The 23,549-nt window shown below is 68.0% G+C and carries 22 protein-coding genes; 12 read left to right on the top strand and 10 right to left on the bottom strand.

Annotated elements, in window-relative coordinates; all coding sequences use genetic code 11:
* Positions 1-10: 10 nt before the first annotated feature.
* Together rpoD and dnaG are read right to left on the bottom strand one after the other, a co-directional pair.
* Entirely contained in the window at positions 11-2,320 is a 2,310-nt protein-coding gene (rpoD, locus tag QTH87_RS15435) for an RNA polymerase sigma factor RpoD (RefSeq protein ID WP_286610260.1), read from the bottom strand.
* Between the two features lie 307 nt (positions 2,321-2,627).
* A complete protein-coding gene (gene dnaG / locus QTH87_RS15430) occupies positions 2,628-4,607 on the bottom strand; it encodes a DNA primase (RefSeq protein ID WP_286610258.1) in 1,980 nt (659 codons plus the stop codon).
* 96 nt (positions 4,608-4,703) lie between these two features.
* Here dnaG and QTH87_RS15425 point away from each other — a divergent pair, with 96 nt between their 5' ends.
* On the top strand, positions 4,704-5,696 hold the full coding sequence (locus QTH87_RS15425) for a YihY/virulence factor BrkB family protein (protein WP_286610256.1): 993 nt from the start codon (positions 4,704-4,706) through the stop codon (positions 5,694-5,696).
* Here the strand turns inward: QTH87_RS15425 and QTH87_RS15420 are convergent.
* Positions 5,644-6,402 (bottom strand): 3-hydroxyacyl-CoA dehydrogenase, encoded by a 759-nt coding sequence (locus tag QTH87_RS15420; RefSeq protein WP_286610253.1) that lies wholly within the window; start codon positions 6,400-6,402, stop codon positions 5,644-5,646. The two genes, QTH87_RS15425 and QTH87_RS15420, sit on opposite strands and share 53 nt — an antisense overlap.
* Before the next feature lie 155 nt (positions 6,403-6,557).
* A complete protein-coding gene (locus QTH87_RS15415; protein ID WP_286610251.1) occupies positions 6,558-7,115 on the bottom strand; it encodes a phasin family protein in 558 nt (185 codons plus the stop codon).
* Between the two features lie 170 nt (positions 7,116-7,285).
* On the opposite strand from QTH87_RS15415, the gene QTH87_RS15410 reads away from it, so the two are divergent.
* Together QTH87_RS15410 and QTH87_RS15405 are read left to right on the top strand one after the other, a co-directional pair.
* Entirely contained in the window at positions 7,286-8,224 is a 939-nt protein-coding gene (locus QTH87_RS15410) for a histone deacetylase family protein (RefSeq protein WP_286610250.1), read from the top strand.
* Positions 8,221-8,661: an acyl-CoA thioesterase gene (locus QTH87_RS15405; protein WP_286610249.1), complete on the top strand. Its 441-nt coding sequence runs from the start codon at positions 8,221-8,223 to the stop codon at positions 8,659-8,661. The genes QTH87_RS15410 and QTH87_RS15405 overlap by 4 nt, the downstream gene beginning before the upstream one ends.
* 61 nt (positions 8,662-8,722) lie before the next feature.
* Here the strand turns inward: QTH87_RS15405 and QTH87_RS15400 are convergent, their stop codons facing one another.
* Positions 8,723-9,124 carry a hypothetical protein gene (locus QTH87_RS15400; RefSeq protein ID WP_286610247.1) on the bottom strand — a complete coding sequence of 134 codons (402 nt, stop codon included), beginning with the start codon at positions 9,122-9,124 and terminating at the stop codon, positions 8,723-8,725.
* Positions 9,125-9,203: 79 nt separating this feature from the next.
* Positions 9,204-9,437 (bottom strand): CsbD family protein, encoded by a 234-nt coding sequence (locus QTH87_RS15395; RefSeq protein WP_286610245.1) that lies wholly within the window; start codon positions 9,435-9,437, stop codon positions 9,204-9,206.
* Between the two features lie 179 nt (positions 9,438-9,616).
* Between QTH87_RS15395 and pncB the strand changes: the two genes are divergently transcribed.
* The 5 genes from pncB to QTH87_RS15370 are packed head-to-tail and all read left to right on the top strand — an operon-like array spanning position 9,617 to position 15,779.
* Positions 9,617-10,834, top strand: a complete 1,218-nt coding sequence (gene pncB / locus QTH87_RS15390; protein ID WP_286610243.1) for a nicotinate phosphoribosyltransferase — start codon at positions 9,617-9,619, stop codon at positions 10,832-10,834.
* A gap of 32 nt (positions 10,835-10,866) precedes the next feature.
* Positions 10,867-12,273: a sodium:proton antiporter gene (locus QTH87_RS15385; RefSeq protein WP_286610241.1), complete on the top strand. Its 1,407-nt coding sequence runs from the start codon at positions 10,867-10,869 to the stop codon at positions 12,271-12,273.
* The gene (locus QTH87_RS15380) at positions 12,270-13,256 is read left to right on the top strand and encodes a 2-hydroxyacid dehydrogenase (protein ID WP_286610239.1); all 987 of its coding nucleotides are present in this window, start codon (positions 12,270-12,272) and stop codon (positions 13,254-13,256) included. The genes QTH87_RS15385 and QTH87_RS15380 overlap by 4 nt, the downstream gene beginning before the upstream one ends.
* Before the next feature lie 4 nt (positions 13,257-13,260).
* Positions 13,261-14,607 (top strand): DNA recombination protein RmuC, encoded by a 1,347-nt coding sequence (locus QTH87_RS15375; RefSeq protein WP_286610238.1) that lies wholly within the window; start codon positions 13,261-13,263, stop codon positions 14,605-14,607.
* A complete protein-coding gene (locus QTH87_RS15370) occupies positions 14,604-15,779 on the top strand; it encodes an MFS transporter (RefSeq protein WP_286610237.1) in 1,176 nt (391 codons plus the stop codon). Before QTH87_RS15375 ends, QTH87_RS15370 begins: the two co-directional genes overlap by 4 nt.
* Positions 15,780-15,812: 33 nt before the next feature.
* Here the strand turns inward: QTH87_RS15370 and QTH87_RS15365 are convergent, their stop codons facing one another.
* From QTH87_RS15365 to earP, 3 genes are all read right to left on the bottom strand, one after another.
* Positions 15,813-16,682, bottom strand: coding sequence for an LOG family protein (locus tag QTH87_RS15365; protein WP_286610414.1), 870 nt, complete (start codon positions 16,680-16,682; stop codon positions 15,813-15,815).
* Positions 16,683-16,817: 135 nt separating this feature from the next.
* On the bottom strand, positions 16,818-17,372 hold the full coding sequence (efp, locus tag QTH87_RS15360) for an elongation factor P (RefSeq protein ID WP_286610236.1): 555 nt from the start codon (positions 17,370-17,372) through the stop codon (positions 16,818-16,820).
* A 128-nt stretch (positions 17,373-17,500) separates the two neighbouring features.
* Positions 17,501-18,577 (bottom strand): elongation factor P maturation arginine rhamnosyltransferase EarP, encoded by a 1,077-nt coding sequence (gene earP / locus QTH87_RS15355; protein ID WP_286610235.1) that lies wholly within the window; start codon positions 18,575-18,577, stop codon positions 17,501-17,503.
* 53 nt (positions 18,578-18,630) lie between these two features.
* On the opposite strand from earP, the gene QTH87_RS15350 reads away from it, so the two are divergent.
* The 4 genes from QTH87_RS15350 to QTH87_RS15335 are packed head-to-tail and all read left to right on the top strand — an operon-like array spanning position 18,631 to position 22,570.
* Positions 18,631-19,113, top strand: coding sequence for an OsmC family protein (locus QTH87_RS15350; protein ID WP_286610233.1), 483 nt, complete (start codon positions 18,631-18,633; stop codon positions 19,111-19,113).
* A gap of 6 nt (positions 19,114-19,119) precedes the next feature.
* Positions 19,120-21,087 (top strand): excinuclease ABC subunit UvrC, encoded by a 1,968-nt coding sequence (gene uvrC, locus QTH87_RS15345; RefSeq protein WP_286610231.1) that lies wholly within the window; start codon positions 19,120-19,122, stop codon positions 21,085-21,087.
* A 44-nt stretch (positions 21,088-21,131) separates the two neighbouring features.
* Entirely contained in the window at positions 21,132-21,698 is a 567-nt protein-coding gene (pgsA, locus tag QTH87_RS15340; RefSeq protein WP_286610230.1) for a CDP-diacylglycerol--glycerol-3-phosphate 3-phosphatidyltransferase, read from the top strand.
* The gene (locus tag QTH87_RS15335) at positions 21,695-22,570 is read left to right on the top strand and encodes a DMT family transporter (protein ID WP_286610228.1); all 876 of its coding nucleotides are present in this window, start codon (positions 21,695-21,697) and stop codon (positions 22,568-22,570) included. Before pgsA ends, QTH87_RS15335 begins: the two co-directional genes overlap by 4 nt.
* On the opposite strand, the gene QTH87_RS15330 is transcribed toward QTH87_RS15335, so the two are convergent.
* Positions 22,548-23,495, bottom strand: a complete 948-nt coding sequence (locus tag QTH87_RS15330; protein WP_286610413.1) for a LysR substrate-binding domain-containing protein — start codon at positions 23,493-23,495, stop codon at positions 22,548-22,550. The two genes, QTH87_RS15335 and QTH87_RS15330, sit on opposite strands and share 23 nt — an antisense overlap.
* Positions 23,496-23,549 lie beyond the last annotated feature (54 nt).

Here is a 23,549-nt window from a genome sequence, read left to right as displayed (position 1 = left end):
TGGGGGCGGGCTACAGTGTATCGATGAAGCTGCGCAGCTTGTCGCTGCGGCTCGGGTGCTTGAGCTTGCGCAGCGCCTTGGCCTCGATCTGGCGGATACGCTCGCGCGTGACGTCGAACTGCTTGCCGACTTCTTCCAGCGTGTGGTCGGTCGACATCTCGATGCCGAAGCGCATGCGCAACACCTTGGCCTCGCGCGGCGTCAGGCTGTCGAGGATGTCCTTCACCACGTCGCGCAGGCCCGCCTGCATCGCGGCCTCGATCGGCGCCGTGTTGCTGCTGTCCTCGATGAAGTCGCCCAGGTGCGAATCGTCGTCGTCGCCGATCGGCGTTTCCATGGAGATCGGCTCCTTGGCGATCTTCATGATCTTGCGGATCTTGTCTTCCGGGATCTCCATCTTCGCGGCCAGGATCGACGCATCGGGCTCGAAGCCGAACTCCTGCAGATGCTGCCGGCTGATGCGGTTCATCTTGTTGATGGTCTCGATCATGTGCACCGGGATGCGGATGGTGCGCGCCTGGTCGGCGATCGAGCGCGTGATCGCCTGGCGGATCCACCAGGTCGCGTAGGTCGAGAACTTGTAGCCGCGGCGGTATTCGAACTTGTCGACCGCCTTCATGAGGCCGATGTTGCCTTCCTGGATCAGGTCCAGGAACTGCAGGCCGCGGTTGGTGTACTTCTTGGCGATCGAGATCACGAGGCGCAGGTTGGCCTCGATCATTTCCTTCTTGGCATCGCGCGAGGACGATTCGCCCTCGTTCATGCGCTTGTTGATGTCCTTCAGCTCGGCCAGCGGCACGACCACGCGCGACTGGATGTCGGTCAGGCGCTGCTGCAGTTCCTGCACCGGCGGGATGTTGCGCGCGAGCACGGCGCTCCAGGGCTTGCCGGCAGCGGCCTGCTTCTCGACCCACTTGAGGTTCAGCAGGTTGGACGAGGTGCGCGCACCGTTCTTGTCGAAGCCGCTGAAGTCGCGGATGAAGTCTTCCTGCGGGAAGCCGCACTTGTCGACGATGATGCGGCGCAGCTCGCGTTCCTTCTTGCGGACGTCGTCGACCTGCGTGCGTACCAGGTCGCACAGCTTCTCGATCGTGCGGGCCGTGAAGCGGATGGTCATCAGCTCCTCGGACAGCGCGTGCTGGGCCTTCTGGTAGGCCGGCGTGCCGTAACCTTCCTTGTCGTAGATCTTGTGGACCTTCTCGAACAGGGATGCGATGCGGTCGAAGCGCTCGAGCGCATCGCGCTTGAGTTCCTCGAGCTTCTTGGTCAGCGCCTTGGAGCCGCCCTTGCCGTCGTCGTCGTCTTCCTCGTCGAATTCGTCGAAGTCTTCCTCGGCCACGTAGTCGTCGGCCTCGTTGGGGTTCGAGAAGCCGTCGACGATGGTCGAGATGACGACCTTGCCGTCACGGATTTCCTGGCCCAGGCGCAGGATCTCGGCGATCGTGGCGGGGGAGGCCGAGATGGCCTCCATCATCGCCATCAGGCCGCCTTCGATGCGCTTGGCGATCTCGATCTCGCCTTCGCGCGTGAGCAGCTCGACCGTGCCCATCTCGCGCATGTACATGCGCACCGGGTCGGTGGTGCGGCCGAATTCGCTGTCGACCGTGGAAAGCGCCGCTTCGGCTTCTTCCTCGGCTTCCTCGACCGTGGTGGCGGTCGGCGCGGTGTTGTTCAGCAGCAGGGTCTCGGCGTCGGGCGTCTGTTCGTAGACTGCCACGCCCATGTCGTTGAGCATGGTGACCACGACTTCCATGGTCTCGGCGTCGACCAGCTTGTCGGGCAGGTGGTCGGAGATCTCGCCGTGCGTGAGGTAGCCGCGGGTCTTGCCCAGCGTGATCAGCGTCTTGAGGCGCGAACGGCGCTTGGCCAGGTCTTCCTCGGACAGCACGGTCTCGTCGAGGCCGAACTCCTTCATCAAGGCGCGTTCCTTCGCCTTGCTGATCTTCATGCGCAGGGGCTTGACCTTTTCCTCGGTCGTGGTGCTGGCCGCCGGTTCTTCGCCGACCAGTTCGTCCTCGATGTCGGACAGGTCGATGTCGCTGGTCGGCTCGTTGCCGGCCTTGGGCTTGCGGCCGCGCTTGGCGCCGGTGGCGGCAGGGGCGCCGGCAGCCTTGGGAGGACGTCCCACCTTCTTGGCGGCGGGCTTCGGGGTTTCGGCGGTCAGGGTCGATTTCGTGGGCACGGTTTTCACTTTCGTTGCGGCAGCCGCCTTCACGGCGGCGGCCCCCGTCTTGGCCGCCGGCAGTGCGGCGGTCTTCGACGTTTTCTTGGCAACGGGCTTCTTGGCGGCGGACACGGCAGGCTTCTTTGAACTGGGCATAGGACCTCGAACAACGGGATGAACCAAGCGGAATCTCACGCGCCACAAACCCGGCGCAGGCAGGAGCACAAACACTGCGGCGCCGGGGACGTGAATCCCCGGACGACCGTCAACAGGCAAGATGTCGGGCGAACATTTGGTGTGCAGTCCTTGCGGTGTATTGATCCGTATCCCCTTTGGGAAGTGCATTGCGCATCGGATCGGCCCGGAGGTGCTGCTGTCGCTCTTGCCTGTCGCCAGGCGCTGATCGTGATCCGCGCCGGGCTAAGCCCTACATTATAGCGCGTTGCGCGTTTTTCAAGCAGTTTCAGTTGCCGTCGGGGGCCGGCCTGAGGCGCTGGCGCAGTTCCAGCCGGCGCGCTTCCAGGGCCTTGTAGCGCTCCAGCGCCCTCGGATCGCTGCCGACGGCTGCGATCGCCTCGCTCTGCTGCAGCTTGAGCCGTTCGTCGAGCATGTGGTCGAGCACGCTGCGCAGCTCGCGCGCCGAATCGGCGGCCTGATCGCCCTCGGCGTCGCCGATCGGCCCGCCATCGGGGCCGGTCATGACCCGCACCGCGAGCGCTTCGAAAGGCTGTTCGCGCAGGCCCTCGCGCAGCGCCGCCCAGGGCTGGACGCCGTGCTCGTGCGACTGGCTGTCGAGCCAGGCGAACAGGGCGCCGTGCTCGCCCGGCAGCTCGCACAGGAGCGCATGCAGCTCGTGCGACAGCGCCTCCCACTCGGCGGGATTCGACAGCAGCAGGCGCGCTGCCACGTCGGCGCGGCTGGTCGGCAGCCGGCGGCCTCCAGGCGGCGGGCGCGGCGGGGGCGGTGTCCGGAACGGCTTGCCGCCGAGGCGGCGCTTCTCGTAGCCGGCGCCCGTGCCGCTGCTGCGCGACTGGGCGTCGAACCACTGGTCGCGGGTGTCCCAGTCGGCCTCGGTGAAGGGCGGCGGCTCCTGCTGCCAGGCCTCGGCCGTCGCTGCGGGCGCGGGGCGTGCCTTGGCGGGCGCCCACAGCGCCTCGAGCTCGGCCGCGCCGAGTTGCGCCAGCGCCGCGAGCTCGCCGAGCAGCTGGCGCTTGAGCGCGCCCTCGGGCAGGGCGCTCCAGAGCGGGCGGGCATTGCTCGCCATGCGGGCGCGCCCCTCGGCGCTGGACAGCTCGCAGCCCTCGCGTGCTGCCTCGATCAGGAAGCGGCTCAGCGGCGTGGCCTCGGCGACGCAACGCGCGAAGGCGTCGGCGCCGAATTCGCGAATGAAGCTGTCGGGGTCGTGCTCGGCCGGCAGGAACAGGAACTTGATGCTGCGCACGTCGGTGGCGTAGCTCAGGGCGCCGTCGAGCGCCTTGCGCGCGGCCCGCCGGCCGGCGCCGTCGCCGTCGAAGCTGAACACCACCGACTCGGTGAACCGGAACAGCTTCTGCACGTGCTCGGGCGTGCAGGCGGTGCCCAGCGTGGCGACCGCATTCGGAAACCCGAGCTGCGCGAGCGCCACCACGTCCATGTAGCCCTCGGTGACCAGTGCATAGCCGCGGTCGCGGAAGGCGGCGCGCGCTTCGTACAGGCCGTAGAGCTCGCGGCCCTTGCTGAACACCGGCGTCTCGGGCGAATTCAGGTACTTGGGCTTCTCGTTGCCGAGCACCCGGCCGCCGAAGCCGATGCATTCGCCCTTGACGTTGCGGATCGGGAACATGACCCGATCCCGGAATCGGTCGTAACGCTTGGCATCCGCGCCTTCCTCGACTTCGCCGGTGATCACGAGGCCGCTCTCGGCCAGCAGCGGGTCGTCGTAGTCGGGAAAGACGCTGGCCAGCGACCGCCAGCCGGCCGGCGCATAGCCGATGCCGAACTGCTTGGCGACCTCGCCCGAGACGCCGCGGCCCTTTAGGTACTGGATCGCTGCGGGCGACTGGCGCAGCTGCTTGCGGTAGGCCTCGCCGGCCTTTTCGAGCACCTCCGACAGCGTGGCCTGCTTCTGGCGCTGACCGGCGGCGCGGGCGCGTTCCTCGGGGGAGGCGTCGTCCTCGGGCACCTGGAGGCCATACTGGCCGGCGAGGTCGTGCACCGCCTCGACGAAGCCCATCCCTGCATGCTCCATCAGGAAGCCGATGGCGTTTCCGTGCACGCCGCAGCCGAAGCAGTGATAGAACTGCTTGGTCGGGCTGACCGAGAAGGAGGGCGATTTCTCGCCGTGGAACGGGCACAGGCCCATGAAATTGGCGCCGGCCTTCTTGAGCGGGACATAGCGTCCGACGATTTCCACCACGTCCGCGCGTGCGATCAGTTCCTGGATGAAAGAGGCGGGGATGGTCATGTAGGCTCGGAACTAAACCAAATGATACGCAAGCCGCCGCCCGGCCTTCGCCGGTCTTCCGATCCACCGACGGCCCCGAGGGGTCCGAAGCCACGAATGATCCGCCGAACCGTGTACCAGGCAGGCCCCGTGCTGCGCCATCCGCTGCGCTTCTTCTGGCAGGCGCTCAAGAGCTTCAGGGCCAACCAGGGGCTGCTGCTCGCCGGGGCTGTCGCCTACTACGCGCTGCTGTCGATCGTGCCGCTGTCGATCGTGAGCGTGATCGCGCTGTCGCGCTTCATCGACCAGCAGGCGCTGCTGGGCGCGGTCGGCCGCTACCTGGCCTGGCTGCTGCCGGGCCAGTCGGAGGCCATCGTCGGCGAGCTGTCCAATTTCCTGAACCATGCCGAGGTGCTGGGGCCGGTGCTGCTGGTGACCATGATCTTCTTCAGCTCGCTGGCCTTCACGGTGCTGGAGAGCGCGATGGCGGTGATCTTCCACCACCGCAAGGCCGAGCATTCGCGCCACTTCCTGATCTCGGTCGTGATGCCCTACATCTACATCCTGTGCCTGTGCGTCGGGCTGCTGCTCGTCACGCTGGTGTCGGGTGCGCTGCAGGTGATCGGCGAGGAGAACGTCGAGCTGCTGGGCCACAGCTGGTCGCTGTCGGGCGTCTCGGGCGTGCTGCTCTACCTGCTCGGGCTGGGCGGCGAGATCTTCATGCTGACCTCGCTCTACCTCGTGATGCCGGTCGGGCGCCTGCGGCTGCGCCATGCGCTGATCGGCGGCATCACGGCCGCCCTGCTGTGGGAAGTCACGCGACGCGTGCTGGTTCTGTACTTCGCCACGCTGTCGCAGGTCAACGTGGTCTACGGCTCGCTGACGACCGCGATCGTGGTGTTGCTGAGCCTCGAGATCGCGGCCACGCTGGTGCTGTTCGGCGCCCAGGTGATCGCGCAGTTCGAGCGGCTCGAGCGCACCGGCAGCCTGAAGCCCGACGAGGCCGCGGAGGGCGAGCTCGGCGGGCAGGCGCCGACCGTGGCCGGCGCCGATTCGACTACCGGGGGGCGAGCCGGATCGCGCCGTCGAGGCGGATCACCTCGCCGTTGAGCATGTCGTTCTCGACGATGTGCTTCGCCAGGCGAGCGTAGTCCTCGGGGGTGCCGAGGCGCGAAGGGAAGGGCACGCTGGCGGCCAGCGCGTCCTGCACCTCCTGCGGCATGCCGAACAGCATCGGCGTGCCGAAGATGCCCGGAGCGATGGTCATGTTGCGGATGCCGCTGCGTGCCAGGTCGCGGGCGATCGGCAGGGTCATGCCGACCACTCCGCCCTTCGAGGCGCTGTAGGCAGCCTGTCCGATCTGGCCGTCGTAGGCCGCGACCGAAGCGGTCGAGATCAGCACGCCGCGCTCGCCGGTCGGCTCGGGATCGTTCTTCGCCATCGCGTCGGCCGCCAGCCGGATCATGTTGAAGCTGCCGATCAGGTTGACCGTCACGGTCTTGCTGAAGACGGCCAGCGCGTGCGGGCCGTTCTTACCCACGGTCTTCTCGGCCGGCGCGATGCCGGCGCAGTTCACGAGGCCCACCAGCTTGCCGAGCTTGAGGGCCGCGGCCACCGCGGCCTGCCCGTCCGCTTCCTGGCTGACGTCGCACTTGACGAAGACGCCGCCGATCTCCTTGGCGACCGCCTCGCCCTTTTCGGCCTGCATGTCGGCGATGACCACCTTGCCGCCATTGGCCGCCAGCATGCGCGCCGTGCCTTCGCCGAGGCCCGATGCGCCGCCGGTGACGATAAATACCTTGCCGTTGATTTCCATTGAGGGTCTCCAAGAGGTGAATTGCAGCCCCCGAGATTACCCGCATGCGAATGCGCGAAAAAAAAGGCCCCGTCGTGAGACGGGGCCCCTGAATTGGATCCCGAGGGACCCAAGGAGACAATCGTGGCCCGCTCGCGGCGGGCCTGCCAGAGGGCTTAGCGCTTGCGCGTGGCGGTCTGGGCGGTGCTCTTGGCTGCGTTCACGGCGGTGGTCGACACGGCCTGGAAGTTCGCTTCGGCGACGTCCGAGGCTTGCTTGACGGCCTTCTGCACCGATTCGAAAGCGTTGTTGGCAGCGGCGACGGCGCTCTTCATCACGGCGACGGCGGTTTCCGAACCGGCCGGGGCGTTCTTGGCGGCGCTGTCGACCAGGCCGACGAAGGCTTGCTGGGCTTCAGCGGCCTTGACTTCGAAGGCCTTGGTGAATTCGGCGCTGGTGCCTTGGGCGATGTCGTACAGGTGACGGCTGTAGGCAGCGGTCTTCTCGGCCAGGGGCTGGAACAGGCTGGCTTGCAGCGACAGCAGCTCTTGCGCGTCCTTGACGCTCAGCAGGGCTTGCGTGGTGCCGGCGGCTTCGGTCAGCGCAGCCTTGGAAGCGGTCACGTTCAGTTCGACCAGCTTTTCAACGCCTTCGAAGGCCTTGGTGGTGAGACCGAACAGGGTTTCGAGGCTGGCTTTTTGCGAAGAGATGATTTGGTCGGCGGTGAGGGCCATGGTGGATGCTCCGGTTAATGATGAAAGGTGATGACGTTCAAGCTGCCCCTCGAATCATGTTGCGGTGCAGCATGGGCTCAAGTATAGGCAGCCAGCGCCGCAGGACAAGGGGTTTTTGCGGCAGCGCAGCAATTTAGAACGCGCTTTCTAAAACCCCGCGCATGCCGAGAATGGTCCCCATGCGCGCCTTCAATTCCGCCCAGTTCGTGCTTCCGCTGCCGCCGGGCCACCGTTTCCCGATGGGGCGCTATGCGCTGTTGCGCGAGGGCCTGGAGGGCAGCCTGCCCGAGGTCCGCATGCTCGAGGCGCCGCGCGCGAGCGACGGCGAACTGGCGCTGGCGCATACGCCCCAGTGGATCGCCGCGATCAGCGACGGCAGCGTGGCGCCCGAGGCCATGCGAGAAATCGGCTTCCCGTGGAGCGAGGCGATGGTCGAGCGCTCGCGGCGGTCGACCGGCGCCACGATCGCGGCCTGCCGCACTGCGCTGACGGAGGGCGTGGCCGCCAACATGGCGGGCGGCACCCACCATGCGAGCGCATCGAAGGGGGGCGGCTTCTGCGTCTTCAACGACGCTGCGGTGGCAGCGCGGCTCATGCAGGCCGAACAGGGCAGGCGCGCCAGGCTGCCGCTCCGGGTGGCGGTGATCGACCTCGACGTCCACCAGGGCAACGGCACGGCCAGCATCTTTCGCAACGACCCGAGCGTGTTCACGCTGTCGCTGCACGGCGCCAGGAACTTCCCGTTCCGCAAGGAGGCCAGCGACCTCGACGTCGAGCTGCCCGACGGATGCGGCGACGCCGACTACCTGAGCGCGCTCGAACTGGCGCTCGACGAACTCGAGCGGCGCTTCACGCCCGGCCTGCTGATCTACCTGGCCGGGGCCGACCCGTTCAAACGCGATCGCCTGGGACGCCTCAAGCTCAGCTTCGACGGCCTGGAGGCGCGCGATCGCCGCGTGTTCGATTTCGCCTGGCGGCGCCGGATTCCGCTCGCCTTCGCGATGGCGGGCGGCTATGCGAGCGACATCTCCGAAACCGTCCAGGTGCAGCTCGGCACCTTCCGCGTGGCGACCGAATACTGGCGCCGCTGGCAGAATGCCGCGCCATGAGTGCGACCCGACCCACCCCCCAGTCCCGCGGCGGCTACCGCGTCTTCCGCAGCATCCCGACGCGCTGGTCCGACAACGACATGTACGGCCACGTCAACAACGTCGTCTACTACGCGTGGTTCGACACGGCCGTCAATTCGCTGCTGATCGAGCGCGGCGCGCTGGATATCCATGCGGGAGACACGATCGGCTTCGTGGTCGAGACGCAGTGCCACTATTTCGCGCCGCTGGCCTTCCCGCAAACGATCGAGGCCGGCATCCGGGTGGCCCACGCGGGGAGCTCCAGCGTGCGCTACGAGATAGCGCTGTTCGCGCAGGGCGCCGAGACGGCCGCGGCGCAGGGCCATTTCATCCACGTCTACGTCGACCGCGAAACCCAGCGGCCGGTCAAGTTGCCGGCGGCGCTCAAGGCCGTGGTCGAAGAACTGCGCCAATGAAAAACGCCCCCGGATGGGGGCGTTCGAATCGACGCGGCTCGAATGAGCCGTCGGGCGTCGATTACATCTTCATGGCCTTCACGTCGGCCATGCCCTTGGCCTCGTCGGCCTTGGCCTGCTTCTCGCAAGCATCCTTGGCATCACCCTTCTGGTCGTCGCACTTTTCCTTCGCCACGGCATAGGTGTGCTTCACCTTCTCTTCAGCCACGTTGCGGGCATGCGAGCTGCTGGGCTTGTAGGCCTGCTCGAGCTCGGCCTTGGCGACGTTCTGCTTGCCGCTGGCGTCTTTCTCGCAGACGTCCTTGGCGTTGTCCTTCAGCGTGTCGCACTGCGCCTTGGCGACCTTGTAGTTGGCTTCGATCTTTTCCTTCGCGACCTTGTATTCATCGGAAGTCATGGCCGACGCGTGGGTAGCGACGAAGCAGGTCGAAGCGATCGCGAGCATGAGGAATTGTTTTTTCATGGAAGTTCTCCTGAGGTTGTTGAATTGGTTTTGAACGGCGATTGATTTGGTTGCGGATGAGGGGAGGGCGAGAGCGCCCTCAGACCCGTTCCATCCAGATCGCGGCGGGGGTGCGGCCGTCGCGGCTTTCCCACTCGCCGACCTGCTTTTCCGCCTCGTCGCGGCTGATGCCATGACGTTCCTGGATGCGGCCCAGCAGTTGGTCGCGCTTGCCGGCGATGACGTCGAAATCGTCGTCAGTCAGCTTGCCCCACTGTTCCTTGACCTTGCCCTTGAACTGCTTCCAGTTGCCTTCGACGGTGTCCTTGTTCATGACGTATCTCCTTCAGATGGTTTCTCGCCGTTCAGACCCATTGCTGTCCGGCGTGGAAGGACTGTCGCCCCGGCGCTGCGGATGGACGGTAGGACGCCCGGGGAAGGGCCCGTAGGCACTTGCCGACGCCGCCCGTGATAATCGAACGCACACCGAAACCGGAGACCGCGCGCCGCATCATGATCATTCACAGCCTGCTCGACACCGACCTCTACAAGTTCACGATGATGCAGGTGGTGTTGCACCACTTTCCCGGCGCGCGCGTCGAGTACCGCTTCAAGTGCCGCAACCCCGGCATCGACCTCGCGCGCTTCGCGGTGCAGATCCGCGAGGAGGTCCGCCACCTGTGCTCGCTGCAGTTTCGCGAACCCGAGCTGGCCTACCTGCGCTCGATGCGCTTCATCAAGAGCGACTTCGTCGACTTCCTCGGGTTGTTCAGGCTCAACGAGAAGTACATCGACATCGTGCCGCTGCCGTCGGGCGAACTCGAGATCGGCATCAAGGGCCCGTGGCTGCACACCATCCTGTTCGAGATCCCGGTGCTCGCGATCGTCAACGAGGTCTACTTCCGCAACACGCAGCCCCAGCCCGACCTGGCCGAAGGCCGGCGCCGGCTCGAGACCAAGATCGCGCAGCTGCAGCACGACAACCTCGCCGACCTCAAGATTGCCGACTACGGCACGCGCCGCCGCTTCTCGAAGGACTGGCACGAGGAGGTGCTGCGGACGCTGTCGGCGCGGCTCGGTGCCGTGACGGCGCCCGCGCCGCTGCGCTCGAGCGGCCGGCTGCCGCAGCTCGCCGGCACCAGCAACGTGCTGTATGCGATGAAGCTCGGGCTGATTCCGCTCGGCACCATGGCGCACGAATACCTGCAGGCCTGCCAGGCGCTGGGGCCTCGCCTGCGCGACAGCCAGATCTTCGGCTTCGAGTCGTGGGCGCGCGAGTACCGCGGCGACCTGGGCATCGCGCTGTCCGACGTCTACGGCATGAGTGCCTTCCTGCGCGACTTCGACCTCTACTTCTGCAAGCTGTTCGATGGCGCCCGCCATGACAGCGGCGACCCGTTCCAGTGGGGCGAGCGCATGCTCGCGCACTACATCGCGAACCGGGTCGACCCGCTCACCAAGACGCTGATCTTCAGCGACGGCCTCACGGTGCCGAAGACCATCGAGCTCTACCAGCAGTTCCGCGGCCGCTGCCTGCTGGCCTTCGGCATCGGCACCAACCTCACCAACGACCTGGGCTACGAGCCGCTGCAGATCGTGATCAAGATGATCCGCTGCAACGATCAGCCGGTGGCGAAGCTGTCGGACACGCCGTCCAAGAACATGTGCGAAGACGAGAAGTACCTGGCCTATCTGCGCCAGGTGTTCGAGATCGCGCAACCCGGAGCCTGAGCCGCTTGATCTCGAACCGGACACTCACTCCCATGCTGCGCCCCGCGATCGCCGCCGTGCTGGCGTTGCTGTGCCCCGCCGCGGCCTTCGCGGCCGACTTCGACGGCAGCGGCATCTCCACCGCCTGGGGCCTGCCCTTCGTGGGGCTTCTGCTGTCGATCGCGCTGATGCCGCTGGTGGTGCCACGCTTCTGGCACCACCACTACGGCAAGGTCTCGGCAGCCTGGTCGCTGCTGCTGATCGTGCCCTTCGCCGTCGTCTATGGCCCGTCCGTCGCCGGCGAGCAGATCACGCATGCGCTGCTGGCCGAATACATCCCGTTCATCGTGCTGCTGGCGGCGCTGTTCGCGGTCTCGGGCGGCATCCACATCCGCGGCAACCTGCATGGCTCGGCCGGGCTCAACACCGGCATCCTCGCGATCGGCGCGGTGCTGGCCAGCCTGATGGGCACCACGGGTGCCTCGATGCTGCTGATCCGGCCGCTGATCCGTGCCAACGACCACCGGCAGCGCAAGGTGCACGTGGTCGTGTTCTTCATCTTCATCGTCTCCAACATCGGCGGCTCGCTGACGCCGCTGGGCGATCCGCCGCTGTTCCTCGGCTTCCTGAAGGGCGTGGACTTCTTCTGGACTGCACGCAACATCCTGCCCGAGACGCTGTTCCTGGTCGGCGTGCTGCTGGCGCTGTTCTACCTGGTCGACCGCTGGCTGCTGGCGCGCGAGGACGCGCCGCGCATCGACCCCACGCCCGACACGCGCGGCATCGGCTTCGACGGCGCCGCCAACTTCTGGCTGCTCGGCGCGATCCTCTTCTTCGTGCTGTTGAGCGGCCTCTGGAAGACGCCGCTGGGCATCGACGTCAACGGCACCCGGGTCGGCCTGCCGGGCCTGGTGCGCGACCTGGCGCTGATCGCGATCACGCTCGTGTCGCTCAGGACCACGGCACCGAAGGTGCACGCCGCGAACCAGTTCGCGTGGGAGCCGATGATCGAGGTCGCGAAGCTGTTCGCGGGCATCTTCCTGACCATCGTGCCCGTGATTGCGATGCTCAAGGCCGGCAACGACGGGCCCTTCGGCCTCATCGTCGCGGGCGTCACGCGCCCCGACGGCCAGCCCGACCCGGCGATGTACTTCTGGGCCACGGGCATCCTGAGCTCGTTCCTCGACAACGCGCCGACCTACCTGGTGTTCTTCAACACCGCCGGCGGCGATCCGCAGGCGCTCATGACCACCTACGCGGCGACGCTGGCGGCGATCTCGGCCGGGGCCGTGTTCATGGGCGCCAATACCTACATCGGCAACGCACCCAACCTGATGGTCAAGGCCATCGCCGAAAGCCGCGGCGTCGCGATGCCGAGCTTCTTCGGCTACATGCTGTGGTCGGGCGCGATCCTGCTGCCGCTGTTCATCCTCACCACCTTCATCTTCTTCCGACCATGACCCAAGCCAGAGTCCTCGTCTCCCGCGCGATCTTCCCCGAGACCATCGCCCGCCTGCAGGCCCACTTCGACGTCGAGGCCAACCAGTCCGACGAGGACTGGAGCCGCGAGCAGCTGATCGCGAAGCTGCAGGGCAGGCAGGGCGTCTTCACCACCGGCAGCGAGCGCATCGACGAGACCGTGCTCGCGGCCTGTCCCGAGCTGAAGATCTGCGCCAACATGGCGGTCGGCTACAACAACTTCGACCTCGATGCGATGACCGCCCACGGCGTGCTCGGCACCAACGCGCCCGACGTGCTGACCGAGACCACGGCCGACTTCGGCTTCGCGCTGCTGATGGCCACCGCGCGGCGCATCGCCGAGAGCGAGCATTTCCTGCGCGCCGGGCAGTGGAAGAAGTGGCGCTTCGACATGTTCTCGGGTTCGGACGTCCACGGCGCGACGCTCGGCATCATCGGCATGGGCCGCATCGGCCAGGGCATCGCGAAGCGCGGCGCGCACGGCTTCGGCATGAACGTGATCTATCACAACCGCTCGCGCCTCGATGCCGCGCTCGAAGCCGACTGCAAGGCCCGCTACGTCGGCAAGGAAGAGCTGCTCAGGACCGCCGACCACGTGGTGCTCGTGGTGCCGTACTCGCCGGCCTCGCACCACACGATCGGTGCCGCCGAACTGGCGCTCATGAAGCCGAGCGCCACGCTGGTCAACATCGCGCGCGGCGGCATCGTGGACGACGCGGCGCTCGCGCTCGCACTGCGCGAAGGTCGCATCGCTGCGGCAGGCCTCGATGTCTTCGAAGGCGAGCCCAAGGTGCATCCCGACCTGCTGACCGTGCCCAACGTCGTGCTCACGCCGCACATCGCGAGCGCCACGGTGCCGACCCGGCGCGCCATGGCCGATCTCGCGGTGGACAACCTGATCGGCTTTCTGGTCGACGGCAAGCCGCTGACGCCGCTCAATCCCGCGGTGCTCGCGGCGCGCTGAGGCCGTGGTCGAGATCTGGATCCTGCTGGCCCTGGCAGGCCTGAGCGTGCTGCTCCTGCTGTGGCTGCTGCTGCGGCCGACGCCGGCACCCGACCATGCGGCGTTGGCCGCCACGCTGCTGGCCGGCAGCGAGCGCGTCGAGCGCGAACTTCGCCACGAGATCGGCGCTGCCGCGCGCGGCGGTCGGCAGGAAAGCGCGCAGGCCTTCGCCAGCTTCCAGCAGGCGCTGCTGCACCAGGGCGCGGAAGCGACGCGCACGCAGAACGCCCAGATCGACGCCTTCGCGCAGCAGCTCGCGCTGATGCAGAAGACGCTGGCCGACACGCTCAACACCCAGCTGCAGGGCCTGAGCGAAGCCAACGCGCGGCGCCTGTCCGAGCTGCGCGCGACCATGGAGACCCAGCTCGCGCAACTGCAGCAGAGCAACAGCGCCAAGCTCGACGAGATGCGCCGCACGGTCGACGAGAAGCTGCAGACCACGCTCGAGACCCGCCTCGGCGAGAGCTTCAAGCAGGTGGCCGACCGGCTGGAGCAGGTGCACAAGGGGCTGGGCGAGATGCAGTCGCTCGCGGTCGGCGTCGGCAGCCTGCAGCGCGTGCTGACCAACGTGAAGACCCGCGGCGTGTTCGGCGAGGTGCAGCTCGAGGCGCTGCTCGAACAGGTGCTGACCCCCGAGCAGTTCGCGCGCCAGGTCGAGACCAAGCCGCGCAGCGGCCAGCGGGTCGATTTCGCGGTGCGCTTCCCGGGCCGCGGCGGCGATGGCGCGCCGGTCTGGCTGCCGATCGACGCCAAGTTCCCGCGCGACGACTACGAGCGGCTGATCGATGCCCACGAGCGCGCCGACGCCGGTGCCGCCGAGCTCGCGGCCAAGGCACTCGAGGCCCGCATCCGCAGCGAGGCCAGGTCGATCGCCGAGAACTACCTCGCGGCGCCGCACACCACCGATTTCGCGATCCTGTTCCTGCCGGTCGAGAGCCTCTATGCCGAGGTGCTGCGGCGCCCGGGCCTCATGGATGCGATCCAGCGCCAGCACCGCGTGACGCTGGCCGGCCCGACCACGCTGCTCGCGATGCTCAACAGCCTGCACATGGGCTTTCGCACGCTGGCGCTCGAGCACCAGGCCTCCGAGGTCTGGAAGGTGCTCGGCGCGGTCAAGACCGAGTTCGAGCGCTACGGCGAATGGGTGTCGCGCATCAAGGAGCAGGTCGCCAAGGCTTCCGACACCCTCGACAAGGCGGACACGCGCGCCAAGCAGATGCGGCTGGCGCTGCGCCGGGTCGAGGCGCTGCCCGAGGCGCAGAGCGAAGCCCTGCTGCCGCCGGCCGACGACGACGAACTTCCCCGCTCGTGAAGGCCGGCCTGCTTCGTCTGATCCTCGCGCAGGTCTTCCTGCATGCGTCGATGACGGGCACCCGGCTGGCGGCGCCGCTGCTGGCGCTGCGCGAGGGCTACAGCGCCGCCGCCGTGGGCGTGCTGCTGGCGCTGTTCGCGCTGACCCAGGTCTTCCTCGCATTGCCGGCCGGGCGCTTTGCAGACCGCCACGGGCTGCAGGCGCCGCTGGCGATCGCGGTGACCTCGGCCACGCTGGGCGCCGCGCTCGCGGCCGCGTTTCCGATCTTTCCGGTCCTCTGCCTCGCGGCCCTGCTGACCGGCGGCGCCACCGGCATCGCGGTCATCGCACTGCAGCGCCACGTGGGTCGCGCAGCCGCCAACCCGACCGAGCTCAAGCGGGTGTTCAGCTGGCTCGCGATCGCGCCGGCCGTTGCCAACTTTCTCGGCCCCTTCGCGACCGGGTTGCTGATCGACCACGCGGGCCCGGTGCCCGGCGACCTGATGGGCTACCGGGTGGCATTCGTGCTGCTCGCGCTGCTGCCTGTCGTCGGCTGGCTGCTGGCGCGCGGCGCCGCCGAGCTGCCGCTGATCCGGCCGCCGGCGGGGACGCCGCGGCCGCGCGCCTGGGACCTGGTCGGCGAGCCGATGTTCAGACGGCTGCTGTTCGTGAACTGGCTGCAGTCGGCCTCGTGGGACGTCCACACCTTCGTGCTGCCGCTGCTGGGCCATGAGCGCGGACTCAGCGCATCGACCATCGGCACCATCCTCGGCGCCTTCGCGGTGGCGGCGGCCGGCATCCGGCTGGTGCTGCCGCTGTTCGCCTCGCGCTTCAGCGAGCGCGCGGTGATCGCGGCTGCCAACGTGGTCACGGCGGCGGTGTTCGCGGTCTACCCGCTCATGAGCTCGGCGCTCGGCATGGCCGCCTGCTCGATCGTGCTGGGCATCGCGCTCGGCGCCGTCCAGCCGATGGTGATGAGCATGCTGCACCAGATCACGCCGCAGGCGCGGCACGGCGAGGCACTGGGCCTGCGCGTCATGACGCTCAACGCCTCGAGCGTGGCGATGCCGATGCTGTTCGGTGCCGCCGGCGCGCTGATCGGCGTCGCCGGCGTGTTCTGGGTCGTGGGCGGCGTGGTGGCGCTGGGGACCCGGTCGGTATTCGGCCTCCGAGCGCCGCCAGGCACGCACTGACGCCATCGGCGGCGCAGGCTGACGGAGGCCGAACTAGAGCTTGTAGAAGCGCTTGATGTAGTCCCAGGCATCCTGGGGCGCATCCACGTATTCGATCAGCTTCACGTCGTTGGGCGAGATCACGCCTTCCTCGGCCAGGAAGTCGAAATTGATCAGCTGCTTCCAGTAGTCCGAGCCGAACAGCACGATCGGCACCGGCTTGGCCTTCTTGGTCTGGACCAGCGTGATGACCTCGAACAGCTCGTCGAGCGTTCCGAAGCCGCCCGGGAACGCCACCAGGGCCTTCGCGCGCATCATGAAATGCATCTTGCGGATCGCGAAGTAGTGGAACTTGAAGCTCAGTGCCGGCGTGACGTAGGGATTGGCTTCCTCTTCCATCGGCAACGCGATCGCGAGCCCGACCGAGAGCCCGCCGCCTTCATAGGCGCCGCGATTGGCGGCCTGCATGATGCCGGGCCCGCCGCCGGTGCAGACGAAGAGCTTGTCCTGCGGCTCGCGGTCGTTGCTGTACTGGGCCACCAGCTTGCCGAAGCTGCGTGCCTTCTCGTAGTAGTGCGAGCTGCGGCCGAGCCGGCGCCAGCGCTCGGCGGCCACCGCGTCGCCCGCGGCCTCGGCCTGCGCGATCAGCGCGCCCGATTCCTCTTCGCTGCGAAAGCGCGCGCTGCCGAACACGACCACCGTGTTCTCGATGCCGTGGGCGCGCATCTCGATGTCGGGCTTCATGAGCTCGAGCTGCATGCGCAGGCCGCGGGTCTCGCGCCGCAGCAGGAACTCCGGATCGGCAAAGGCCAGCCGCGAGGGGTCGTTGTGCAGCGGCAGCCCGGTGTCCGCGTGGGCCTGCAGGGTGGCCCAGGCATCGGCCAGGCGCTTGTCGTGGAGGTCGTGTGTGCTGTTGTGGTCCATGGTCATGCGGAAAGTGCAGTCAGCGGATTGTGCGCGTTGCAGGTTTCGGGCCCGAGAGCCGGCGGTCGAAGCGCGGGCCACGCAAAAAAGGCTCCCGCGGGAGCCTTTCTCGTCGTGCCGGGTCGCGCGCGGCGCTCAGACGCGCTTGCGGTATTCGCCCGTGCGGGTGTCGATTTCGATGCGGTCGCCCTGGGCGACGAACAGCGGCACGCCGACTTCGAAGCCGGTGGAGATCTTGGCCGGCTTCATGACCTTGCCCGAGGTGTCGCCCTTGACGGCCGGCTCGGTCCAGGTGATCTCGCGCTCGACGCTGGTCGGCAGTTCGACCGAGATCGCCTTGCCGTCGTAGAACACCACTTCGACCGGCATGCCGTCCTCGAGGTAGCTCAGGGCGTCGCCCATGTTCTCGGCCTCGACTTCGTACTGGTTGTACTCGGTGTCCATGCAGACATACATCGGGTCGGCGAAGTAGGAGTAGGTGCACTCCTTCTTGTCGAGCACGATCTGGTCGATCTTGTCGTCGGCCTTGAAGACCACTTCGGTGTTGAAGTTGGCGATCAGGCTCTTGAGCTTCATGCGCACCGTGGCGGAGTTGCGGCCGCCGCGGCTGTATTCGGTCTTGAGGACGACCATCGGGTCCTTGCCGTGCATGATCACGTTGCCGGCGCGGATTTCTTGAGCGATTTTCATAAACAGGGTCTCTGGAAGTTGGCCGCTCTTAGCATCATTGCGCACTATTGCACATGCACCGCGGCGGTTCAGCGGAGGGTGCGCGCAAGGCCAAGGCTCGGCACCGGAAATCCGCAAAGCCCCCGATTTTAGCTTTTTTGGCCGATGAAACGCCGCAGACGGGCCAAAAGTGCATCCTGCGCCTGCAGGCGGGTACGCGCAGACACGGTCGCGGCGCCCCAGGAACCGAGCGTCTCGGCATCCAGCTCGGGCAGCTCGCCCCCTGTCATGCCGTTCCATACGTGGTGGCAGCGGCGCAGCGAGCCCGGCGCCTCGATCGCCTCGAGGAAGGCCTCGAGCTTCTCGTGGTGCGCATCGTCGTCCTGCGGGTAGATCTGCCAGACCAGCGGCGCGCCGGCCCAGAGCGCCCGCACCAGCGAATCCTCGCCACGGACGAAGTTCAGGTCGCAGGCCCACAGCAGGTGATCGAACTCGGTCTGCGGCAGATGCGGCAGCCATTCGAGCGACAGCGCGCCGCGCCGCGCCGGGCCCGGGGGCAGGGCGGCGGCGGCGCGGCCGGCGGTCACGAGCAGCCGCGTCGGCACGGCCGAGCGCTCGAGCTGCCTCAGCAGCGCCTCGAGTGCGGGCGGCTCGTAGCAGAACAGCGAGACCAGTCGCTCGCCGTGCCAGTCCAAGCCCTGCAGGGCCAGCCAGGCGCCGCGGTCGAAAGCCTGGCGCCGCGAAGCCAGGTCGGGTTCGCGCAGCAGCCCGCCCGTGCGTTCGTTGAAGCCCGGATAGAAGAAGTGCTTCGTGAGCCCGTCGCCCGGGCCCCTGAAGACCGGCGAGGGCAGGCCATGCAGGCGCTCGACATACGGCTCGGCCGACAGGTACTCCAGGTTGATCCAGCGGCGCGTGGCGCCGTCCGCGCGCCGCGCCTCGGCGAAGCGGGCGATGGCGACCGGTGCCGGATCGCAGCCGAAGGCCTCTACCAGCACGTCGGGCGCGGGCTCGGCGGCGACCCGCGACGCCTGGGCGGCCTCGCCGGGGCCCCAGTCGACGACCGCGACGCCGGGACAGCCTCCGGGCGCCATCCAGGCCAGCGCGGAGGGATCGTCGACCCACAGGCGCACCGTGTCGCCTTCCGCCGCGATCGCGGTCGACAGCCGCCAGCAGACGCCGAGGTCGCCATGGTTGTCGATCACCCTGCAGAAAATGTCCCAGCGCATCGCGGGATACTCTACAGCCCCCGCACGATGCGAAGACTCCGGAGACCGCTTTCATGTCACAGCACACGGCCGAAATCGCCTGGCAGCGCGACGGCCAGGACTTCATCGGCAACCGCTACAGCCGCCGCCATTCGATCCGCTTCGACGGCGGCGCCGAATGGGCGGGTTCGTCCTCGCCGCATGTGGTGCCGCTGCCCTGGTCGGATGCCGCCGCGGTCGATCCCGAGGAAGCCTTCGTCGCGTCGCTGGCGAGCTGCCACATGCTGTGGTTCCTGTCGCTTGCGGCCGCCCGCGGCTTCTGCGTCGAGCGCTATGTCGACAAGGCCGAAGGCCACATGGGCCGCAATGCCGAAGGCCGCATGGCGATGACGCGTGTCACGCTGCACCCCGAGGTCTGGTTCCCTGCCGGCCAGGCGCCGGCAACCGAGGTTCACGAAGCCCTGCACCACGAGGCGCACGAGCGCTGCTTCATCGCCAACTCGGTTCGCACCGAAGTGCGCTGCGAGCCGGCGCTGCGCACGGCCACCACAGAATAGGCACCCATGCCAGAGACCCCCGAAGTCCATTCCGACCAACTGCTCAGCGAGGTGGCGGCATTGCCGCAGCTGCCCGGCGTCTATCGCTACTTCGATGCCCAGGGCGCGGTGCTGTACGTGGGCAAGGCGCGCAACCTCAGGAAGCGGGTCGCGAACTACTTCCAGAAGAGCCATGGCGGCACCCGCATCGGCCACATGATCTCGAAGATCGTGCGCATGGAGACCACCGTGGTGCGCTCCGAGGCCGAGGCCCTGCTGCTCGAGAACAACCTGATCAAGTCGCTCAAGCCGCGCTACAACATCCTTTTTCGCGACGACAAGAGCTATCCCTACCTCAAGATTGCCGCCCACACGTTTCCGCGCCTGGCCTACTACCGCGGCGCGGTCGACCGCAAGCACCGCTACTTCGGCCCCTATCCGAGCGCCTGGGCCGTGAAGGAATCGATCCAGCTGCTGCAGAAGGTCTTCAAGCTGCGCACCTGCGAGGACACGGTCTACGCCAACCGCGCGCGACCCTGCCTGCTCTACCAGATCAAGCGCTGCACCGCGCCCTGCGTCGGCCACATCACGCCCGAGGCCTACGGCCAGGACGTGGCGAACGCAGAGGCCTTCCTGATGGGCGACACCCAGGCGGTGCTGAGCCAGCTCGAGTCGCGCATGATGGCGCACGCCGAGCGGCTGCAGTTCGAGCAGGCGGCCGAGCTGCGCAACCAGATGTCGGCGCTGTCGCGCGTGCTGCACCAGCAGTCGATCGAGATCGCCTCCGACAAGGACGTCGACATCCTCGCGGTCAAGGTGCAGGGCGGCCGAGCCTGCGTCAACCTCGCGATGGTGCGCGGCGGCCGGCACCTGGGCGACCGCGCCTACTTCCCGGTGCACGTGGAAGATGCAGCCCAGATGCAGCATGCCGAGGCCGAAGGCGACGACGGCGCGCCGCCGCCCGCCGATGCGGTCGAGGTCCAGGTGCTCGAGGCCTTCATCGCGCAGCACTACATCGACGTGCCGGTGCCGGCCACGCTGGTGCTCAGCGAGGCCGTGGCGCGCGAGCTGATCGAGGCCGTGGCGCAGCAGGCCGGCATCCGCATCAACGCCGTCTTCAATCCGCGCGAGCAGCGCCGCCTGTGGCTCGAGATGGCCTGCAAGAACGCCGGCCTGCAGCTGGCGCGCCTGCTGGCCGAAGAAGGCTCGCAGCAGGCGCGCACGCGGGCGCTCGTCGATGCGCTCGAGCTCGCGCCGGACGACCTCGACAACTTCCGCGTCGAGTGCTTCGACATCTCGCACACCGCGGGCGAGGCGACCCAGGCTTCCTGCGTGGTGTTCGAGCACCATGCGATGCAGAACCGCGAGTACCGGCGCTACAACATCGAGGGCATCACGCCTGGCGACGACTACGCTGCCATGCGCCAGGTGCTGCACCGCCGCTACGGCAAGCTGGCCGAGGCGATGGCGGCCGAGAGCGACGCCCCGCCGGCCGGCGATGCGGGCGGCGTAGGCACCGACGCGCGGCCGGGCACCCGGTCGGCGCGCATGCCCGAACTCGTGCTGGTCGACGGCGGGAAGGGCCAGGTGTCGATGGCGCGCGAGGTCTTCAGTGAACTGGGCCTGCCGCTGTCGCTGATCGTCGGCGTCGAGAAGGGGGAGGGCCGCAAGGTGGGCCTGGAGGAGCTGGTCTTCGCCGACGGCCGCGAGAAGGTCTACCTGGGCCGCGATTCGGCCGCGCTGATGCTGGTGGCGCAGATCCGCGACGAGGCCCATCGCTTCGCGATCACCGGCATGCGCGCCAAGCGCGCCAAGGTGCGAGTCGGCGGCAGCCAGCTCGAGGACATCCCGGGCATCGGCCCCAAGCGGCGCGCGCGCCTGCTGCAGCGCTTCGGTGGCATCCGTGGCGTGGCCGCGGCGAGCATCGAGGACATCGCCTCGGTGGATGGCATCGCGTTCGACCTGGCCGAAGAGATCTACCGCGCGCTGCATTGAGCCTGTCACGGGCCCGCGGCCGCAGCCCCATATACTCGCCAGCAATGTTCTGGACCCTGCCAACGATCATGACCTGGACGCGCATCGTCGCGATCCCGCTGATCGTGGGCGTGTTCTACCTGCCGATCGCCGAGCCGATGCGCAACCTGATCGCCACGGTCATGTTCATCGTCTTCGCGGCCACCGACTGGCTCGACGGCTTCCTCGCGCGCCGCCTCAACCAGACCTCGGCCTTCGGTGCCTTCCTCGATCCGGTGGCCGACAAGTTCCTGGTCTGCGCCTCGCTGCTGGTGCTGGTGCACCTGAACCGCGCGGACGTCTTCGTGGCGCTGATCATCATCGGCCGCGAGATCGCGATCTCCGCGCTGCGCGAATGGATGGCGCAGATCGGCGCCGGCAAGAGCGTCGCGGTCCACATGATCGGCAAGGTCAAGACCGTGGTGCAGATGGTCGCGATCCCCTTCCTGCTGTACGACGGCACGCTGTTCGGCCGCATCGACACCGGGATCTGGGGCCAGTGGCTGATCTGGATATCGGCTGTACTGACCGTCTGGTCGATGGTCTATTACCTGCAAAAGGCCATTCCCGAGATCAGGGCCCGCGCGCCATGACCGGCGCAGCCCGCAATGCGGGCTGGCTGCGCGCGATGCCGGCGGTGTTCGTTCTGATCTGGAGCACCGGCTTCATCGTCGCGCGCTACGGCATGCCGTACGCGCCGCCGCTCAAGTTCCTGGCCGTGCGCTATGCGCTCTCGATGGTCTGCTTCGTCATCTGGGTCCTCTGGGCCCGCGTGGCCTGGCCGCGCGATCGCGCGCAGTGGCTGCACCTGGCCGTCATCGGCGTGCTGATGCAGGCCGGCTACCTGGGCGGCGTGTGGGCCGCGGTGCGCGCCGGCATGGGCTCCGGCCTGGTGGCGCTGCTGGTGGGCATCCAGCCGGTTCTGACCGCGGTCTGGCTGTCGATGAACGGCGGCACCATCTCGCGCCGACAGTGGGCCGGGCTGCTGCTGGGCTTCACGGGGCTGGTGCTCGTGGTGCTGCGCAAGCTCGGGCAGGGCGGCGAGGTCAGCCTGCTCACGATGTCGCTGGCGCTCACGGCGCTGTTCTCGATCACTGCGGGCACGCTCTACCAGAAGCGCTTCCTCGCGCCCTGCGACGTGCGCAGCGCGAGCGCGATCCAGCTCGGCGCGGCCTTGCTGGTCACGCTGCCGCTGGCCGCCTTCGAGTCGGACTCGATTCACTGGAACCTGTCTTCGGGCGGCGCCATGGCCTGGTCGGTGCTCGCGCTGTCGCTGGGCGGCAGTTCGCTGCTCTACATGCTGATCCAGCGCGGCACCGCCACCGCCGTCACCAGCCTGCTGTACCTGGTGCCACCCTGCACCGCGGTGATGGCCTGGCTGCTGTTCTCCGAACCGATCACGGCCGTGACGCTCGCGGGCATCGCGATCACGGCGATCGGCGTCAGCCTCGTCGTGAAGAGCTGAGGTCCTTCCAGGGCTCGGGGCGGAAGCGCTCCACCAGGAAGTCGATCAGGAGCCGCACGCGCCGCGGTGTCCTGGGGCGCCACGGCGCGATCCATTGCAGGTCGGCATCGGGCATCGCGTACTGCGGGAGCACCCGCACGAGTTCGCCGCTCGCCAGACGCGGCGCGACGTCCCACAGGCTGCGCAGCATGATGCCGCGACCGGCCAGGCACCAGTCGCGCACCAGCTCGCCCGAGTTGCTGGACAGCGGCCCGCGAACGCGCACCCGCGCGGTGCTGCCATCGCGCGCGTGGCGCAGCGGCCAGAGTGCGAACTCGCGCTCGCCGCCCTCGCTGTTCTCGCGCGTCACCAGGCAGTCGTGCGCGGCCAGCGCCGCGGGGTCCGCGGGCATGCCGCGGCGCGCGAGATAGTCCGCGCTCGCGGCCAGCACGCGCTGGTTGCGGGCGATGCGGCGGCTCACGCGCTCTGCCGCACGCTGCTGCGGCGGCGCGCCGAGCCAGACCGCGCCGTCGTAGCCCTCCGCGCCGAGGTCGGGCAGGCTCTCGGCCAGCGTGAGCTGGATCTCCAGGCCGGGATGGCGCGCATTGAAGTCGGCCAGTGCCGGACCGAGCCAGTGGCGTCCGAAGCCGAAGGTGGCCGCCAGGCGCAGCGTGCCGCGCAGTTCGCTCTGGCGCTCGCCGAGTTCGTTCTCGAGAGCCGCGAAGCCCTCGAGCAGGCTGCGCGCATGCTGGCAGACCGTCTCGCCCTCGGCCGTCACGTTCAGGCGCCGCGTGGTGCGTTCGAACAGCCGCTGGCCCAGCTGGGACTCGAGCGCACCGAGCCGCTTGGTGACCACCGAGGGCACGACCTCGAGCGCGGCCGCGGCGGCAGCGAGACTGCCGCCATCGCGGATCGCGAGCACGAGGGCGAGATCGCTGCGATCGATGTCGCTCATTCGATTGCTTCCATTCTGGAAAGTATTGATTGACCGATTGTTGCT

Source organism: Variovorax jilinensis (genome assembly GCF_030316885.1).
Lineage (GTDB): Bacteria > Pseudomonadota > Gammaproteobacteria > Burkholderiales > Burkholderiaceae_C > Variovorax > Variovorax jilinensis.
Note: the sequence above shows the minus strand (reverse complement) of the source record. Positions and strands in the feature narration are given on the sequence as shown.

What these genes read in the sequence shown, in the direction of transcription:
- rpoD (WP_286610260.1), bottom strand. Translation starts at nt 2,320, where the DNA reads ATGCCCAGTTCAAAGAAGCCTGCCGTGTCCGCCGCCAAGAAGCCCGTT.
- dnaG (WP_286610258.1), bottom strand. Translation starts at nt 4,607, where the DNA reads ATGACCATCCCCGCCTCTTTCATCCAGGAACTGATCGCACGCGCGGAC.
- QTH87_RS15425 (WP_286610256.1), top strand. Translation starts at nt 4,704, where the DNA reads ATGATCCGCCGAACCGTGTACCAGGCAGGCCCCGTGCTGCGCCATCCG.
- QTH87_RS15420 (WP_286610253.1), bottom strand. Translation starts at nt 6,402, where the DNA reads ATGGAAATCAACGGCAAGGTATTTATCGTCACCGGCGGCGCATCGGGC.
- QTH87_RS15415 (WP_286610251.1), bottom strand. Translation starts at nt 7,115, where the DNA reads ATGGCCCTCACCGCCGACCAAATCATCTCTTCGCAAAAAGCCAGCCTC.
- QTH87_RS15410 (WP_286610250.1), top strand. Translation starts at nt 7,286, where the DNA reads ATGGTCCCCATGCGCGCCTTCAATTCCGCCCAGTTCGTGCTTCCGCTG.
- QTH87_RS15405 (WP_286610249.1), top strand. Translation starts at nt 8,221, where the DNA reads ATGAGTGCGACCCGACCCACCCCCCAGTCCCGCGGCGGCTACCGCGTC.
- QTH87_RS15400 (WP_286610247.1), bottom strand. Translation starts at nt 9,124, where the DNA reads ATGAAAAAACAATTCCTCATGCTCGCGATCGCTTCGACCTGCTTCGTC.
- QTH87_RS15395 (WP_286610245.1), bottom strand. Translation starts at nt 9,437, where the DNA reads ATGAACAAGGACACCGTCGAAGGCAACTGGAAGCAGTTCAAGGGCAAG.
- pncB (WP_286610243.1), top strand. Translation starts at nt 9,617, where the DNA reads ATGATCATTCACAGCCTGCTCGACACCGACCTCTACAAGTTCACGATG.
- QTH87_RS15385 (WP_286610241.1), top strand. Translation starts at nt 10,867, where the DNA reads ATGCTGCGCCCCGCGATCGCCGCCGTGCTGGCGTTGCTGTGCCCCGCC.
- QTH87_RS15380 (WP_286610239.1), top strand. Translation starts at nt 12,270, where the DNA reads ATGACCCAAGCCAGAGTCCTCGTCTCCCGCGCGATCTTCCCCGAGACC.
- QTH87_RS15365 (WP_286610414.1), bottom strand. Translation starts at nt 16,682, where the DNA reads ATGGACCACAACAGCACACACGACCTCCACGACAAGCGCCTGGCCGAT.
- efp (WP_286610236.1), bottom strand. Translation starts at nt 17,372, where the DNA reads ATGAAAATCGCTCAAGAAATCCGCGCCGGCAACGTGATCATGCACGGC.
- earP (WP_286610235.1), bottom strand. Translation starts at nt 18,577, where the DNA reads ATGCGCTGGGACATTTTCTGCAGGGTGATCGACAACCATGGCGACCTC.
- QTH87_RS15350 (WP_286610233.1), top strand. Translation starts at nt 18,631, where the DNA reads ATGTCACAGCACACGGCCGAAATCGCCTGGCAGCGCGACGGCCAGGAC.
- uvrC (WP_286610231.1), top strand. Translation starts at nt 19,120, where the DNA reads ATGCCAGAGACCCCCGAAGTCCATTCCGACCAACTGCTCAGCGAGGTG.
- pgsA (WP_286610230.1), top strand. Translation starts at nt 21,132, where the DNA reads ATGTTCTGGACCCTGCCAACGATCATGACCTGGACGCGCATCGTCGCG.
- QTH87_RS15335 (WP_286610228.1), top strand. Translation starts at nt 21,695, where the DNA reads ATGACCGGCGCAGCCCGCAATGCGGGCTGGCTGCGCGCGATGCCGGCG.